Here is a 14,777-nt window from a genome sequence, read left to right as displayed (position 1 = left end):
GCATGGGCAAGACTCCGATCATCGTCACGGGCGCGGCGGGCTTCGTGGGCTACCACGTGGCCGAGCGCCTGCTGGATCGCGGTGAGACGGTGATCGGCGTCGACGTGTTCAACACCTATTACGACCCGGCGCTGAAGGCGGCCCGGGCCGCGCGGCTGGAAGGCCGCGACGGCTTCACGATGGTCCGCATGGACATCGCCGAGCACGAGGCCTTCGCCGAACTGGTGAAGACCTCGGGCGCCAAGCGGGTCGTCCACCTGGCCGCCCAGGCCGGGGTCCGCTACTCGATCGAGAACCCGTTCGCCTACGAGCGCAGCAACCTGGCCGGCCACCTGTCGGTGCTGGAAGCCTGCCGCCATGCCGGGGCCGAGCACCTGGTCTACGCCTCCTCGTCCAGCGTCTATGGCGACCGGCCGCTGAACGGCGACGGCTTCCGCGAAACCGACCCGGCCGAGACCCCCGTATCGCTGTACGCCGCCACCAAGCGTTCGTGCGAACTGCTGAGCCAGAGCTACGCCCAGCTCTACGGCTTTCCGCAGTCGGGCCTGCGGTTCTTCACCGTCTATGGCCCCTGGGGCCGGCCGGACATGGCCTATTACGGTTTCACCGAGAAGATGCTGAAGGGTGAGACGATCGAGGTCTATGGCGAGGGCAAGATGGCCCGCGACTTCACCTATATCGACGACATCGTCGACGGCATCCTGGGCGTGCTCGACCATCCGCCGGCCCAAGGCGGGCATGAGGTCTACAACATCGGCGACAACGATCCGGTCGGACTGTTGGACATGATCTCGACGCTGGAAGCCGCGCTCGGGATCGAGGCCAAGAAGGTCTTCCTGCCAATGCAGCCCGGCGACGTGCCAGCGACCTTCGCCAATATCGACAAGCTCCAGGCTCTCTGCGGCTACCAACCCAAGGTCAAGCTGGCCGAAGGCCTGGCCAGGTTCGTCCAATGGCGGAGAAGCTACGCCGGCTGAAGCATCGCCCGCCTCGACAGCTGGTGCTCGCGCCAGGAGATGAACAGGGTCGACGCGACCACGATCGCCGCGCCGACGATCACCGCCGGCTTGGGAACCTCGTGGAACAGCAGTAAGCCCGCGCCCACGGCGAAAACCAGCCGGGTATAGTCGATCGGGGCCATGACCGCCGCCTCTCCGGCCTCCATGCCCTTGATGTAGGCGCCTTGGGTCAAGGTGCCGATCACGCCCATGGCGGCCAGCAGACCCAGGTCCGGCAGGGTCGGCCACCGCCAGACGAACAGGGCTGGAGGGATGGCGAACACCAGGCCCAGCACGGCGGCGTAGACCAGCAACACGAACGGGCTGTGGTCGCGGGTCATGACCTTCATGCCGGTGATGGTCAGGGCGAACAGGAAGGCCGAGATCAGGGCGCAGGCCTGGGGCCAGCCGATCCAGGCGGCGGCCCCGCCCGAGCCGGGCCTCAGCATGATCAGCACGCCAGCGAAGCCGACCAGGGCCGCGCCGATCCGCAAGGGTCCGATCGGCTCGCGCAGCACGAAGGCGGCCAGCGGGACAAGCCAGAGCGTCCGCGTGAACGACAGCGCGTTGGCGTCGGCCAGCGGCAGCTTCTGATAGGCGTAGAAGCCCATGATCAGCGCCAGCACTCCGGCGCTGGATCGGAAGATCAGGATGCCCGGCCGGGTCGTCCGGAACGCCGCGCGCCAGTCGCGGGCCATCAGCGGCAGGAGCACAAGCACCCCCGCCAGCTGCCGGTAGAAGGTCTGCAGCGCGGCCGGATAGCCGGGTCCCAGGAACTTGATCAGGGTGGTCATCGCCGTAAAGCCGACCGCGGAGGCCAGCATCCACAGCGCGCCGCGCAGGTTCGGCGTGAGGGTCACCCCGCCGCGCCGGAGGCCACCAGCTGGGCGCGCATCGCCTCGGCCTGTTCGGGCGTGATGCCCATGGCCGCCAGGATCGGCGAGGGCGTGTTCTTGTCCCACGCGCTGCGCGGACCAACCGTGATGCCCCCGTCGACGACGATGTGGGTTCCGGTGACGAACTGGGAATCATCGCTGGCCAGGTAGAGGGCGGCGGCGGCGATGTCCTCGGGCAGGCCCGACTTGGGGATCGGCTGGATCTTGGGACCGATCGAGGCGATCTGGGCGGCCATCTGGTCGGCGACCTCACGCGGCAGACCCATTGAGGCCCCGAAGATCGAGGTGGCGATCAGGCCCGGGCAGATGGCGTTGACCCGGATCTTCAGCGGGGACAGCTCGGCCGCCGCACATCGGCTCATGTGGATCACCGCCGCCTTGGCCGCCGAATAGGCCAGCGGTCCGAAGCCGGCCTGCAGGCCCGCGATCGAGGCGGTGTTGATGATCGAGCCGCCGCCGCGCTTCAGCATCAGCGGCAGGGCGTGCTTCATGCCGATGGCCGGACCGCGCACCAGAAGGGCGAAGGTCTTGTCCCAGCCCTCCACCGTCAGTTCGGGAACGGCGGCGGGCGTGCCGCCGTGGCCGGCGTTGTTGAACAGGATGTCGAGGCCGCCGAAGCTCTCCTCGGCCATGGCCATGGTCCTGGCCAGATCGTCTTCCAAGGTGACGTCGCAGCGCGAGAAGCGGACGCTGTCGGGGAAACGCTTCTCCAACATCTCGCCCTTTTCGGCCTGCAGATCGGCGGCGATCACGCTCGCCCCCTCGGCCACGAACAACTCGACCGCGCCGAGCCCGATGCCCGAGCAGCCCCCGGTGACGACGGCGACCTTGCCGTCCAGACGTCCGACCATGGAAATTTCCTCCGCGTCCCCGACCTCTTCGCGGGTCAGTGATCAATGATCATATTCGCGGAGCAAACGGTCGTTGGCTAGGGGTCTTGGACCCGGACGGGAGATGAAATCAGGCCGGGCGGCGAACCAGCGGCTGCAGGCGGCGCCCCAGGTGGCTGGCGGCCAGCCAGATCATGCACGGGATCAGCAGAACGGCCCACGCCAGACCCAGCCCGACCAGGCCCACGCCGGCGACGGCGCGGTGAGCGAAGCCGGAGCGCTCGTTGGCCTCCAGCGTCATGACGCGAATATCCAGACCCATTATCCCCCAAGCCCCTCTTTCGAGATCACCGTAACGGTGATCTCGGCCCCCACAGGCCACATCATTCTAGCGCGCTCCCTCGTTGCGCGCACGCATTTGCTCCCACCGGGCGTTTTCCGCCGCGCGGGTATCGCTCGCCGCGCGCCTGCCCAGCGCCCGGACCACATCGTGACAGGCCAGGCCGACCAGCGACCAGGGCTCGACGCAGTAGCGCGAGAACAGGCGCTGCGGATCGACCATCAGCCGGAACAACCATTCCATGCCCATCGGGCCCATCCACCGCGGCGCGGCCTTCTGGACGCCGGCTTCGTAGTCGAAGGCGCCGCCCACGGTGAAGGTCGCGGCCGGGCCGTAGGCCTTGTGGTTCTCCAGCGTCCAGATTTCCTGGCGCGGCATGCCCATGCCGACCAGTACGATGTCCGGCGCGTAGTCGCGGATGGCCTCGATCACCGCGTCGTTGGCGGCCGAGCCGGGCTTGACGTCGAAATAGCCGTGATGGCTGGCGATCTGGGCGGTCGGATAGTCCTGATGGATGCGCTCGATGGCCTTCTCGGCCACGCCTGGGGCGCCGCCAACGAAGAAAACCTTCCAGTTCTTCCGCGTGGCCAGGGACCAGAAGTCGTCACGCCAGTCCAGATAGGTGCAGCGGTGGAAGCGCCGGCTGGCCCGGCCCACCAGCCGCGCCCAGAAGATCAGTGGCACGCTGTCGACCTCGATCAGGTCGGCCTGCTTGTAGAACGCGCCGACCTGGTGATCCTTGCCGATCAGATAGAGGCTGTGAAGGTTGTGGTTGGCGACGATGACGCTCTGGCGTGCTTCCAGCTTGCCGGTGACGAAATGGAACACCTCTTCCGGGCGCACCAGATCCATGACCCCGCCGAGCACGCGCACACGCTCCTCGGGGCGGCGCGTCAGGCGATAGGGTCGGCGCGGCGCGGCGGGCGCCGCGTCGTTCATTCCGCTCTGTTCCTGGGGGACGAACATCGCCGCAGAGTCTCCTAGTCTTGAGGAGCACTCTGCGGGAATGTCGTGTTTCCTTTGCTAAAAAGGATACTTAGCGAGATTTAACCACGACGGCGTTCACCATTCTAGGCAACCATTCTATTCAACCGTGATCACCACCTTGCCCATGGCCTTGCGGCTGGAGAGGTGGGCGATGGCCTCGCCCGCCCGGGCTAGCGGGAAGCGCTCGGAAACGTAGGGCTTGATCTTGCCCTCGGCATAGAGGCCCATCAGGTCCTTGAGGTTCTGGGCGTGGCCCTTGGGATCGCGCGCCACCGCCGCGCCCCAGAACACCCCGACGATGTCGCAAGACTTCAACAGCGTGAGATTCAACGGGATTTTCGGAATCCCCGACGGGAAGCCGATAACCAGGAAGCGGCCGTTCCAGCCGGCGGCGCGGATCGTCGCCTCCGAATAGTCGCCGCCGACGGCGTCATAAGCGACGTCCCAGCCATTGGGTCCGCAGGCGTCCTTGATCAGGTTGGCCAGCGCCTTCTGGCCGTCCTTGTCGAACGGGCCGCGCGGATAGACGACGCCGCTGTCGGCGCCGTGCTTGATGGCCAGATCGACCTTCTCCTGGCTGGAGGCTGCGGCAATAACACGCGCCCCCGCCGCCTTGCCCAGTTCGACGGCGGCCAGGCCCACGCCCCCGGCGGCCCCCAGAACCAGTAGGGTCTCGCCGGCCTTCAGCGCGCCGCGGTCCTTCAGGGCGTAGTAAGAAGTGCCATAGGTCAGGACGAAGGCGGCGGCCTCGTCGAACGGCATGTTGTCAGGAATGGGGGTGCAGCGCTGCTCTTCCAGGGCCAGCTTCTCGGCGAAACCGCCCCAGCCGGTCGAGGCCAGCACACGGTCGCCGACCTTGAAGCGGGTGACGCCCTCGCCGACCGCGGCGATCACGCCCGACACTTCGCCGCCCGGCGCGAACGGCCGCGTCGGCTTGAACTGGTACTTGTCCTCGATGATCAGGACATCGGGATAGTTGACCCCGCAGGCCTTGACGTCGATCAGCACCTGACCGGGGCCGGCGACAGGATCGGGCAGCTCCTCCAGCACCAGGGTCTCGGGACCGCCGACTTCCTTGCTGAGCACCGCCTTCATATCGCCTCTCCCAGGTTTCTTGATTAAGAGGGCCGGACGCTAGCGCGGGACGCCGGGCCAAGGAAGCAGAATGTCAAACAACCGTTTTAGTCTCGCCCTGCACGGTGGCGCGGGGGCCAAGCGCGGCCACGACTACACCGTCGAGATCGCCCATATGCGCGGCCTGGTCGAGACGGCCCGCGACCGGCTGGCCGCTGGGGCCAGCGCCCTGGACGTCGCGGTCGAGACCGTCGTCGCTCTGGAGGCCAGCGGTCTCTATATCGCCGGCAAGGGCGCATCGCCCAACGCCGATGGCGCGTACGAGCTGGACGCCAGCCTGATGGACGGCCCCACCCTGCGGGCCGGTTCGGTGGCCGCCCTGCAGGGCTTCAAGAGCCCGATCCTGGCCGCCCGAGCGGTGATGGAAGAGACCCCCAACGTGATGCTGGCCGGCCAGGGCGCGATCGACTTCGCCCGCGACCGGGGACTGGAAAGGGTCGAGGATCCGGAAGCCTGGTTCACCCGCGCCGGGGCGTTCGAGGACAATCATCCGCCGGACGCCTTGCCGACCGGCACCGTCGGCTGCGTGGTTCGCGACGCCGAGGGCCGGCTGGCGGCCGCGACCTCGACGGCCGGGGTGTTCGGCAAGCGGCCGGGCCGGGTCGGGGATTCGCCGATCATCGGGGCCGGCGCATGGGCCGATGGCCATGCGGCGGTCTCCTGCACCGGCCAGGGCGAGTATTTCATCCGCACGGCCGTCGCCGCCCAGATCGCCCACAGGGTGCGGTTCGGCGGCGAGAGCCTGCAAAGCGCGGCGCGGGCGGCGATCCAGGGCGTGGCGGACTTGGGCGGCCATGGCGGATTGGTCTGCGTGGATCGGAAAGGCGATATCGCCATGCCGTTCGCGTCGAGCGGCCTGAAGCGGGCGGCGCTGCTGCTGGACGGAACGATCGTCAGCGAAGCGTTCTGAAGCCGCAGATAGTTGATGAAATCGTCTTGAACCGCCTCTAGGGGTTGGCCGTCGCCGTCCGACGTCGAACCATAACCTGGGGTCTTCATGCACAGCCGCGCCGGCCTTCGCGCTCTTCCCGAGGATCTGATCGACCTGGAGGCGCTGACCAGCGCCTATTTCGAGATCAAGCCCGATGTCGCCAACCCCGCCCAGAAGGTGGTGTTCGGCACCTCGGGTCACCGCGGCTCCAGCCTGGACGGCGGCTTCAATGAGAACCACATCCTGGCCGTCACCCAGGCCGTGGTCGAGCATCGCGCGGCCCAGGGGATCACCGGCCCGATCTTCGTCGGCCGCGACACCCACGGCCTGTCGGAGCCGGCCTTCCGCTCGGTGCTGGAAGTCCTGGCCGGCAACGGCGTCACCGCGCTGATCGACAGCCGCGACGGCTTCACCCCGACCCCGGCGGTCTCGCACGCCATCCTGACGCACAACCGTAAGAACGCGGCGCGGGCCGACGGCCTGCTGCTGACGCCGTCGCACAACCCGCCCCGCGACGGCGGCATCAAGTACAATCCACCGAGCGGCGGCCCGGCCGACAGCGACGCGACCTCGGCCATCGCCGCCCGCGCCAACGACCTGCTGGCCCAGGGCCTGGCGGGCGTGAAGCGCGTCAGCTTCGACGAGGCCCACAAGGCCGCGGGCCGGTATGACTTCCTCGCCCGCTATGTCGACGACCTGCCCAGCGTCATCGACGTGGAGACCATCCGCGCGGCGGGGGTGCGCATCGGCGCCGATCCGCTGGGCGGGGCGGCCGTGGCCTATTGGGGCGAGATCGCCGAACGCCACGGGCTGAACCTGACGGTGGTCAACGCCGCGGTCGATCCGCGCTGGGCGTTCATGCCGCTCGACACCGACGGCAAGATCCGCATGGACTGCTCGTCGTCGTCGGCCATGGCCAACCTGATCGAGATCATGAAGGGCGGCGCGGCCTATGACGTCGCCACCGGCAACGACGCCGACGCCGACCGCCACGGCATCGTCACGCCCGACGGCGGGCTGATGAACCCCAACCACTATCTGGCCGCGGCGATCTCGTACCTGTTCACCCACCGCCCAGGCTGGGGCGCGGACGTCGCTGTCGGCAAGACCCTGGTCTCGTCCTCGATGATCGATCGTGTGGTGGCCGGGCTCGGCCGCCGCCTGCTCGAGGTGCCGGTCGGCTTCAAATATTTCGTGCCCGGCCTGCTGGACGGTTCGGTCGGCTTCGGCGGCGAGGAATCGGCCGGCGCGGCCTTCCTGCGCCACGACGGCTCGGTGTGGACCACCGACAAAGACGGGATCCAGCTGGCCCTGCTGGCCGCCGAGATCCAGGCCAGAACGGGCAAGAGCGCCAGCCAGCTCTACGCCGACCTGACCAAGAAGTACGACGCTCCATCCTACGCCCGCGTAGACGCCCCGGCGACTCGCGAGGAGAAGGCGCGCCTGTCCAAGCTCAGCCCCAGTGACGTCAGCGCCAAGACTCTGGCCGGCGAGCCGATCACCGACATCCTCACCAACGCCCCCGGCAACGGCGAGGCGATCGGCGGCCTGAAGGTTGTGACGCAAAATGCCTGGTTCGCCGCGCGCCCCTCGGGCACCGAGGACGTCTACAAGATCTACGCGGAGTCGTTCCTGGGGCCGGATCACCTGAAGCAGGTCCAGGCCGAGGCGCGTGAGGTGGTGGCCGGGGCGTTGAAGGGCTGACGCAAAGCTGGCCCTTCGCGCCCACACCGCTTATACCGCCCCGCATGTTTGAAGGCCTCTCCCCCCTCGCCCGCGAAGCCCGCTCCTGGCCGTTCGAGCAGGCGCGCGCCACCATCGCCCGCGTCCTGCGCGTGCGCCTTCCCGACCGCGCCGACCAGGAAGCCGCCAAGGCCCTGATCGACGCCGGCAAGGCCGACGAGGCGGTGAAAGCCTATCCGGCCCTCTCCAAGGCCGTGATCTTCGAGACCGGCTACGGTCCCTCGGGCCTGCCGCACCTGGGCACCTTCGGCGAGGTGGCGCGCACGACCATGGTGCGCCAGGCCTTCCGCGCGCTGGTCGACGACCACATCCCCACGCGACTGATCGCGTTCAGCGACGACATGGACGGCCTGCGCAAGGTCCCCGACAACATCGAGAACAAGCAGCCGCTGATCGAGGACCTGGGCAAGCCGCTGACCGTCGTCCGCGACCCGTTCGGCACCCATGACAGCTTCGGCGCCCACAACAACGCCCGCCTGCGCGCGTTCCTGGACGGCTTCGGCTTCGAGTACGAGTTCGTCTCGTCGACCGAGTGCTACAAGAGCGGCCTGTTCGACGCGACGCTGCTGATCGCCCTGGAGCGCTTCGACGCTATCCAGAAGGTCATGCTGCCGACCCTGGGCGAAGAGCGCCGCGCGACCTATTCGCCGTTCCTCCCGGTCAGCCCAACCACCGGCAAGGTGCTGCAGGTTCCGACCCTGGAGCGCAACGTCGAGAAGGGCACGATCGTCTTCGAGGACGAGGACGGCAGCAAGGTCGAGGTCCCGGTCACCGGCGGCCACGTGAAGATGCAGTGGAAGCCCGACTGGGCCATGCGCTGGACCGCTCTAGGCGTCGACTACGAGATGTCGGGCAAGGACCTGATCGACTCGGTCAAGGCCTCGGGCGCGATCTGCAGGGCCCTGGGCGGCGTGCCTCCGGAAGGCTTCAACTACGAGCTCTTCCTGGACGAGAACAACCAGAAGATCTCCAAGTCCAAGGGCAACGGCCTGTCGATGGAGGACTGGCTGCGCTACGGCGCGCCGGAGAGCCTGTCGTACTACATGTTCCAGAGCCCCAAGTCGGCCAAGAAGCTCTATTTCGACGTCATCCCCAAGGCGACCGACGAGTACCTGCAGCAGTTGGACGCCTTCCAGCGCCAGGAGCCGGCCAAGCAGTTGGACAATCCCGTCTGGCACATCCACTCGGGCCGCCCGCCGCAACACGGCTCGCCGGTGTCGTTCAGCCTGATGCTGAATCTGGTTTCGGCCGCCGACGCCTCGACCAAGGAGATCCTCTGGGGCTTCCTGTCGCGCTACATCCCGGGCGCCTCGCCGGAAACCCAGCCGCTGCTGGACCGCCTGGCCGGCTACGCGATCAACTACTACGAGGACTTCGTCAAACCGACGAAGTCCTTCCGCGCCCCGACCGACCAGGAGCGCGCCGCGATGCTGGACCTCTTGGCCAAGCTGAAAGCCATGCCAGCCGACGCGCCGGACGCGGAGCTGATCCAGAACGAGGTCTTCGAGGTCGGCAAGACCCACGGCTTCGACCCGCTCCGCGCCTGGTTCCAGGCGCTGTACGAGGTGCTGCTGGGTCAGAGCCAGGGCCCGCGCTTCGGCTCGTTCGCGGCGATCTTCGGCATCGACCGGACGATCGCGCTGATCGAAGAGAAGCTGGGCTAATCCCGCTCCCGCGTCGCGCGGCGTCAACGGCGCTGCTTGCGCGCGCCGGGTGAATCCGCGCGCCCTGCGACACCATGTCCTTGAAAATGAACGAAGTCTGAAAACGCGGTTAAGGGTCCGACCACCTTTCGGAGTCTAGGTTCGGACCATCAGAACCAAGATCAGTCATCAAGGTTTAGGACCATGGCTTCGTTCACTCTCCGCCCCGCCGACCGTCAGGAATTCGATTCCCTTCTGGGCGGGATCATCCAGCAGTTCCCCGACGCCCATGTCGAGGCCGCGCACAACGACACCTGGGCGTCGTACCGCCTGGACGTGTCGTGCGAGGATCCCTCGGCCGGTCCGTTGATCGCCTGGCTGCTCGACAGCCACGCCAACTGCCCGCGCACGTAAGCGCGATAGCCGAAAGTGGTCGCCGGTTTCGGCGGCCGTCGCGCGCCAAGCAAAAATGCGACTATAGGGTCGGCCCTACTGGCTGACCCAGACGATCCGCGCGACCCAGGCGACCTCGTCCCGCGAAAGCAGGCGGGGTGCGCCCAAGTGGTCCAGGGCGACAAGTTCGAGGGTTCGGGCCGTCACCCGCCCCAGCTCCCGCACCAGCACCTCGCCAGCGTTCGTCCGCGCCACCACGCGGTCGCCCTTGCGCGGCTCCTGATTAGGCGAGACCAGCAGGCGGTCGCCGTCGCGATAGACCGGCGCGAGCTCGGCGCCCGTCACTTCCAGCGCGAACAGGCCCTCGCCCAGATCCGGGGCGGCGACCTCGTCCCAGCCGGCCCCGACCGGCATACCTGCATCGTCGAAGAACCCGTCCTGCCCGGCCTGGGCCAGGCCGATCAGCGGCGCGCCGCGCGCGCGCCCAAGCATCCCGCTAGGCGTCCGCACCGGCGTGCGTTCGGTCAGGGCCGCGAACTCCGAGAAATTGACCCCCGTCGCTTCCAGCAGCTTGGCCAGGCTCTCGGTGGAGGGCCAGCGCGCGCGGCCATCGGCTTCGGCCGAGCCGCGCTTGGAGCGGTTGAAGCTGGTGGGATCCAGGCCCGCCATGCGGGCCATGGCCGAGGGCGTCATGTCGAAACGCTCGGCCAGGGCGTCGATGGCCCGCCAGATTTCGCCGTGAGAGAGGGTCGCCACTGACGCCTCCTTGAGCGCTGTCTTACCGAGGAAAATACGCCTCGCGGGCTAGGAAAGTAAACCTATCGCTGATCCTCGGATTGACGTTTACGTAAGCGTTGACGTCTGCCTGGGATCGGGTTTAGGGTGATCAGCGATAATAAAGCGGCCCGGCCGCGGTAGCCAGGCCCTCTTCATTGGGAGGTTTCCATCCATGGCCGACCTGCGACGCCCCGAGCGGACCTTCACGATCCGCCAGCTCTGCAACGAATTCAAAGCCACGCCGCGCGCCCTGCGCTTCTACGAGGACAAGGGCCTGCTGAATCCGGCCCGCGAGGGCCTGAACCGCGTCTATTCCCACAAGGATCGCGTCCGCCTGCAGCTGATCCTGCGCGGCAAGCGCGTGGGTCTGTCGCTGACCGAGATCCGCGAACTGCTCGACCTCTATGACGAGAACGACGAGGGCGCGGCGCAGATGGCCCGCTCGCTGAAGAAGTTCCGTGAACGCGCCAACGCACTGGAGCAACAGCGCGAAGACATCGACAACGCCCTGATCGAGCTGCGCGAAGCCTGCAACCGCCTGGAACGTCGCCTCGCCGAGATCCGACCCGACCTGCTGCCCCGCGCGGCCGACTACGAACAGGTGCTGCGCGCCCGCCTCGACGGTCACGCCGAAGCCATGCTGGGCAAGTAAGACCTTCCGCGACGCCGCCTCCGTGCAAGACGCGCGAGAGACGGCGACCGCACATCCGTTTTTCCTCCCGATCCTAGCCAGGACCGTTTCATGACTTACCAGCCGCCCGTTCGCGACCACGCCTTCATCCTGCGTGACGTGCTCAACATCGATCAGCACGGCGATCTGCCCGGCTTCTCCGACGCGCCTTTCGAGACCGTGGAGCAGATCCTCGAGGCCGCCGCCCAGTTCACCGGCGAAGTCCTGGCCCCGCTGAACACGGTCGGCGACAAGACCGGCTGCAAGCTGGATCCGGCCACCAACCTCGTCACCACCCCGCCGGGCTTCAAGGACGCCTACAAGCAGCTGTGCGAAGGCGGCTGGACCGGCCTGGGCTCGGATCCCGCCTATGGCGGCCAGGGCCTGCCCTACGTCGTCAACCTGGCCTTCAGCGAGATGTCGAGCTCGGCCAACATGGCCTTCTCGATGTATCCGGGCCTGGCCCACGGCGCCTATTCGGCCATCCATACGGGCGGCACCGACGAACAGAAGCAGACCTACCTGCCCAAGATGGTGAGCGGCGAATGGACCGGCACCATGAACCTGACCGAGCCCCACTGCGGCACGGACCTGGGTCTCCTGCGCACCAAGGCGGTCCCGCAGGCGAACGGCAGCTACAAGATCACCGGCCAGAAGATCTGGATCTCGGCCGGCGAGCACGACATGTCGGACAACATCGTCCACCTCGTCCTGGCCCGTATCGAGGGCGCTCCGGCCGGCGTGAAGGGCATCAGCCTGTTCATCGTGCCGAAGTTCTTCCCCAAGGCCGACGGCTCGGTCGGCGAGCGTAACCAGGGCGTCAAGTGCGTCGGCCTGGAAGAGAAGATGGGCATCCACGGCAACGCCACCTGCGTCATGCAGTACGACGACGCCGAGGGCTATCTGATCGGCGAGGAAAACGCCGGCCTGAAGATCATGTTCGTGATGATGAACGAGGCCCGCCTGGGCGTCGGCATGCAGGGCGTGGCCCAGGGCGAGGCCGCCTACCAGGCCGCCGTCGCCTTCGCCAAGGACCGCCTGCAAGGCCGCTCGCTGACGGGCCCGAAGAACGCCGACGGCCCGGCCGATCCGATCATCGTCCACCCGGACGTCCGCCGCATGCTGCTGGAGAGCAAGGCCCTGATCGAGGGCGGTCGCGCCTTCCTGTTCTGGACCGCCCTGCACGGCGACCTCTCGCACGTCCACCCGGACGCGGCGGTGCGCGAGAAGTCGGCCGACTACATGGGCCTGATGACGCCGGTGCTGAAGGGCTATCTGACCGACAAGGGCTTCGAGGTCTGCTCCAACGCGGTGCAGGTGCACGGCGGCAGCGGCTTCACCGAGCACTTCCCGGTCAGCCAGTTCATGCGCGATTGCCGCATCGCCCTGATCTACGAAGGCACCAATGGCGTCCAGGCCCTGGACCTGGTTGGCCGCAAGCTGGCCTCCAAGGGCGGCCGCGCGGTCATGACCTTCTTCCAGGAAATCGACCAGTTCATCGGCGAGAACGACGCCGACGAGAGCCTGAAGCCCTTCATCGAAGCCCTGGCGGGCGTGAAGGCGCAGCTGCAGGACGGCACCATGTGGCTGATGCAGAACGGCCTGCAGAACCCCGACAACGCCGGCGCGGCCTCGACCGACTACATGCACCTCTTCGGCCTGACCGGCCTGGCGTACATGTGGGCGTTGATGGCCAAGGCGGCCAACGCCAAGATCGCGGCCGGCTCGTCCGACCCGTTCTTCACGACCAAGCTGGTCACGGGCCGCTATTTCATCGAACGCATCTTGCCTGACGCCGGGGCACACCTGGCCAAGCTGAAGACCGGTTCGGCGACCCTGATGACGCTGCCCGCGGAGGCCTTCTGATCATGAGCGTGCTCAACGTCGAAAAGCCCGCCTTCATGGCCGAAGAGGACATCGCGATCTTCGAGGACGCGGTGGGCAAGTTCTTCGATGAGCACGCGCCGGAAGCGACGGTCGCGAAATGGCGCAAGAACCATTGCGTCGACCGCGACATGTGGACCAAGGCGGGGGAGGCCGGCTTGCTCGGCCTCTCCACGCCCGATCAGTACGGCGGAGCCGGCGGCGACTATCGCCACGAGGTCGTGCTGATGGACATGCTGGGCCGCAAGGGCGTCGACGGCTTCGGCATCAGCCTGCACAACGCCATCGTCATGCCGTACATCTTTCACTACGGCACGGAAGAGCAGAAGCAGCGCTGGCTGCCCCGCCTGGCCACCGGCGAGTTGGTCGGCGCCATCGCCATGACCGAGCCGGGCGCCGGTTCGGACCTGCAAGGCATCAAGACTTCCGCCAAGCAGGTCGGCAACCAGTACGTCATCAACGGCTCCAAGACCTTCATCACCAATGGCCAGACGGCCAATCTGATCATCGTCGTCGCCAAGACCGACCCGGCCGGCGGGGCGCGCGGCACCAGCCTGCTGATCGTCGAGACCGACGGAACCGAAGGCTTCGAGCGTGGCCGCAATCTCGACAAGCTGGGTCACGAGGCCCAGGACACCTCCGAGCTGTTCTTCAACGACGTGAAGGTCCCGACCGAGAACCTGCTGGGAACCGACGAGGGCCAGGGCTTCTTCCAGCTGATGGGCCAGCTGCCGCAGGAACGCCTGAACATCGCCGTGCAGGGCATGGCGACGATCGAGCGCGCGCTGGAGCTGACCATCGCCTACGTCAAGGACCGCAAGGCGTTCGGCAAGGCGATCATCGATTTCCAGAACACCCAGTTCGTCCTGGCCGAGTGCAAGACCGAGGCGACCGTGGCCCGCGTCTTCACCAACCATTGCATCGAGCAGCACCTGGCCGGCAAGCTGGACGCGGCCACCGCCTCGATGGCCAAGTACTGGGTCTCGGACCTGGAAAACAAGATCGTCGACCGCTGCCTGCAGCTGTTCGGCGGCTACGGCTTCATGAACGAGTACCCGATCGCGCGCATGTACAAGGACAGCCGCATCCAGCGCATCTACGGCGGCACCAACGAGATCATGAAACTCCTGATCGCGAGGACGCTGTGATCGTACTGCCTCTCATCGTGTTGCTGGCCGGTCCCGCCGCCGCGCCGGCTTCCGCTCAGGCCGACGCCCGTTCGGCCGTGGTCTGCGTGCGCGCCGCGCCCGGTCCGCGCCCCCTGACCTTCTCCGGCGAGCTGGTCGGCAAACGCCCGCAACCTGGCGCCTTCAAGCTGCCGCTGACGCCGCCCGGCAAGGACGTCTGCAACACGCTGCTGCGCTCGAAGATCGCCGAGTGGAAGCTGGAGGTCACGACCTCTGGCTTCACCGCTTGCTCGCTGCCGCCGCCCGAGTTCGGTTCGCGCCTCTACTACCGGGCCAAGGCCGGCGCCAGCGGCCTGAAGTGCGAGCCCATCGGCAAGTACCCGATCGGCAACTGGAAACCCTAAGGCCGGTCCCCGACGACCGC

At 67.4% G+C, this 14,777-nt stretch carries 15 protein-coding genes; 9 read left to right on the top strand and 6 right to left on the bottom strand.

Translation table 11 applies throughout. The features are described from left to right. Positions 1 to 2 precede the first annotated feature (2 nt). Positions 3 to 977: an NAD-dependent epimerase/dehydratase family protein gene (locus AC1RNC_RS16575; protein ID WP_492887429.1), complete on the top strand. Its 975-nt coding sequence runs from the start codon at positions 3 to 5 to the stop codon at positions 975 to 977. Here the strand turns inward: AC1RNC_RS16575 and AC1RNC_RS16570 are convergent. The 5 genes from AC1RNC_RS16570 to AC1RNC_RS16550 all read right to left on the bottom strand — a co-directional run bounded on the left by AC1RNC_RS16570 (position 965) and on the right by AC1RNC_RS16550 (position 5,146). After that, entirely contained in the window at positions 965 to 1,858 is an 894-nt protein-coding gene (locus AC1RNC_RS16570; RefSeq protein WP_492837749.1) for a DMT family transporter, read from the bottom strand. The two genes, AC1RNC_RS16575 and AC1RNC_RS16570, sit on opposite strands and share 13 nt — an antisense overlap. Then, a complete protein-coding gene (locus tag AC1RNC_RS16565; protein ID WP_492887428.1) occupies positions 1,855 to 2,745 on the bottom strand; it encodes an SDR family NAD(P)-dependent oxidoreductase in 891 nt (296 codons plus the stop codon). Before AC1RNC_RS16565 ends, AC1RNC_RS16570 begins: the two co-directional genes overlap by 4 nt. Before the next feature lie 109 nt (positions 2,746 to 2,854). After that, complete coding sequence (locus tag AC1RNC_RS16560) at positions 2,855 to 3,046, bottom strand: hypothetical protein (RefSeq protein ID WP_492887427.1); 192 nt, start codon at positions 3,044 to 3,046, stop codon at positions 2,855 to 2,857. A gap of 66 nt (positions 3,047 to 3,112) precedes the next feature. Further along, a complete protein-coding gene (locus tag AC1RNC_RS16555; RefSeq protein ID WP_492887426.1) occupies positions 3,113 to 4,030 on the bottom strand; it encodes a WecB/TagA/CpsF family glycosyltransferase in 918 nt (305 codons plus the stop codon). Between the two features lie 117 nt (positions 4,031 to 4,147). Continuing rightward, entirely contained in the window at positions 4,148 to 5,146 is a 999-nt protein-coding gene (locus AC1RNC_RS16550; protein ID WP_492837755.1) for an NADPH:quinone oxidoreductase family protein, read from the bottom strand. Positions 5,147 to 5,216: 70 nt separating this feature from the next. Between AC1RNC_RS16550 and AC1RNC_RS16545 the strand changes: the two genes are divergently transcribed. From AC1RNC_RS16545 to AC1RNC_RS16530, 4 genes are all read left to right on the top strand, one after another. Then, positions 5,217 to 6,095: an isoaspartyl peptidase/L-asparaginase family protein gene (locus AC1RNC_RS16545; RefSeq protein ID WP_492887425.1), complete on the top strand. Its 879-nt coding sequence runs from the start codon at positions 5,217 to 5,219 to the stop codon at positions 6,093 to 6,095. 87 nt (positions 6,096 to 6,182) lie between these two features. Continuing rightward, positions 6,183 to 7,820: a phosphoglucomutase (alpha-D-glucose-1,6-bisphosphate-dependent) gene (pgm, locus tag AC1RNC_RS16540; RefSeq protein WP_492887424.1), complete on the top strand. Its 1,638-nt coding sequence runs from the start codon at positions 6,183 to 6,185 to the stop codon at positions 7,818 to 7,820. 44 nt (positions 7,821 to 7,864) lie between these two features. Then, positions 7,865 to 9,523 (top strand): lysine--tRNA ligase, encoded by a 1,659-nt coding sequence (locus AC1RNC_RS16535; protein ID WP_492887423.1) that lies wholly within the window; start codon positions 7,865 to 7,867, stop codon positions 9,521 to 9,523. Positions 9,524 to 9,706: 183 nt separating this feature from the next. Next, positions 9,707 to 9,916, top strand: a complete 210-nt coding sequence (locus tag AC1RNC_RS16530; protein ID WP_492887422.1) for a hypothetical protein — start codon at positions 9,707 to 9,709, stop codon at positions 9,914 to 9,916. Positions 9,917 to 9,991: 75 nt separating this feature from the next. Here the strand turns inward: AC1RNC_RS16530 and AC1RNC_RS16525 are convergent, their stop codons facing one another. After that, on the bottom strand, positions 9,992 to 10,651 hold the full coding sequence (locus AC1RNC_RS16525) for a S24 family peptidase (RefSeq protein WP_492887421.1): 660 nt from the start codon (positions 10,649 to 10,651) through the stop codon (positions 9,992 to 9,994). A gap of 193 nt (positions 10,652 to 10,844) precedes the next feature. Here AC1RNC_RS16525 and AC1RNC_RS16520 point away from each other — a divergent pair, with 193 nt between their 5' ends. From AC1RNC_RS16520 to AC1RNC_RS16505, 4 genes are all read left to right on the top strand, one after another. Beyond that, a complete protein-coding gene (locus tag AC1RNC_RS16520; RefSeq protein ID WP_125157280.1) occupies positions 10,845 to 11,324 on the top strand; it encodes a MerR family transcriptional regulator in 480 nt (159 codons plus the stop codon). A 90-nt stretch (positions 11,325 to 11,414) separates the two neighbouring features. Next, a complete protein-coding gene (locus AC1RNC_RS16515) occupies positions 11,415 to 13,208 on the top strand; it encodes an acyl-CoA dehydrogenase C-terminal domain-containing protein (protein ID WP_492887420.1) in 1,794 nt (597 codons plus the stop codon). A 2-nt stretch (positions 13,209 to 13,210) separates the two neighbouring features. Next, positions 13,211 to 14,374 carry an acyl-CoA dehydrogenase family protein gene (locus AC1RNC_RS16510; protein WP_492887419.1) on the top strand — a complete coding sequence of 388 codons (1,164 nt, stop codon included), beginning with the start codon at positions 13,211 to 13,213 and terminating at the stop codon, positions 14,372 to 14,374. Next, positions 14,371 to 14,757 carry a hypothetical protein gene (locus tag AC1RNC_RS16505; RefSeq protein WP_492887418.1) on the top strand — a complete coding sequence of 129 codons (387 nt, stop codon included), beginning with the start codon at positions 14,371 to 14,373 and terminating at the stop codon, positions 14,755 to 14,757. The genes AC1RNC_RS16510 and AC1RNC_RS16505 overlap by 4 nt, the downstream gene beginning before the upstream one ends. Positions 14,758 to 14,777 lie beyond the last annotated feature (20 nt).

The sequence above is a fragment of the Caulobacter sp. GW822-FHT01G02 genome, assembly GCF_058802865.1.
This window is presented reverse-complemented; position numbering and strand designations above follow the sequence as displayed.

Coding starts and splice junctions, on each gene's coding strand:
- AC1RNC_RS16575 (WP_492887429.1), top strand. CDS start 3: ATGGGCAAGACTCCGATCATCGTCACGGGCGCGGCGGGCTTCGTGGGC.
- AC1RNC_RS16565 (WP_492887428.1), bottom strand. CDS start 2,745: ATGGTCGGACGTCTGGACGGCAAGGTCGCCGTCGTCACCGGGGGCTGC.
- AC1RNC_RS16560 (WP_492887427.1), bottom strand. CDS start 3,046: ATGGGTCTGGATATTCGCGTCATGACGCTGGAGGCCAACGAGCGCTCC.
- AC1RNC_RS16555 (WP_492887426.1), bottom strand. CDS start 4,030: ATGTTCGTCCCCCAGGAACAGAGCGGAATGAACGACGCGGCGCCCGCC.
- AC1RNC_RS16550 (WP_492837755.1), bottom strand. CDS start 5,146: ATGAAGGCGGTGCTCAGCAAGGAAGTCGGCGGTCCCGAGACCCTGGTG.
- AC1RNC_RS16545 (WP_492887425.1), top strand. CDS start 5,217: ATGTCAAACAACCGTTTTAGTCTCGCCCTGCACGGTGGCGCGGGGGCC.
- pgm (WP_492887424.1), top strand. CDS start 6,183: ATGCACAGCCGCGCCGGCCTTCGCGCTCTTCCCGAGGATCTGATCGAC.
- AC1RNC_RS16535 (WP_492887423.1), top strand. CDS start 7,865: ATGTTTGAAGGCCTCTCCCCCCTCGCCCGCGAAGCCCGCTCCTGGCCG.
- AC1RNC_RS16530 (WP_492887422.1), top strand. CDS start 9,707: ATGGCTTCGTTCACTCTCCGCCCCGCCGACCGTCAGGAATTCGATTCC.
- AC1RNC_RS16520 (WP_125157280.1), top strand. CDS start 10,845: ATGGCCGACCTGCGACGCCCCGAGCGGACCTTCACGATCCGCCAGCTC.
- AC1RNC_RS16515 (WP_492887420.1), top strand. CDS start 11,415: ATGACTTACCAGCCGCCCGTTCGCGACCACGCCTTCATCCTGCGTGAC.
- AC1RNC_RS16510 (WP_492887419.1), top strand. CDS start 13,211: ATGAGCGTGCTCAACGTCGAAAAGCCCGCCTTCATGGCCGAAGAGGAC.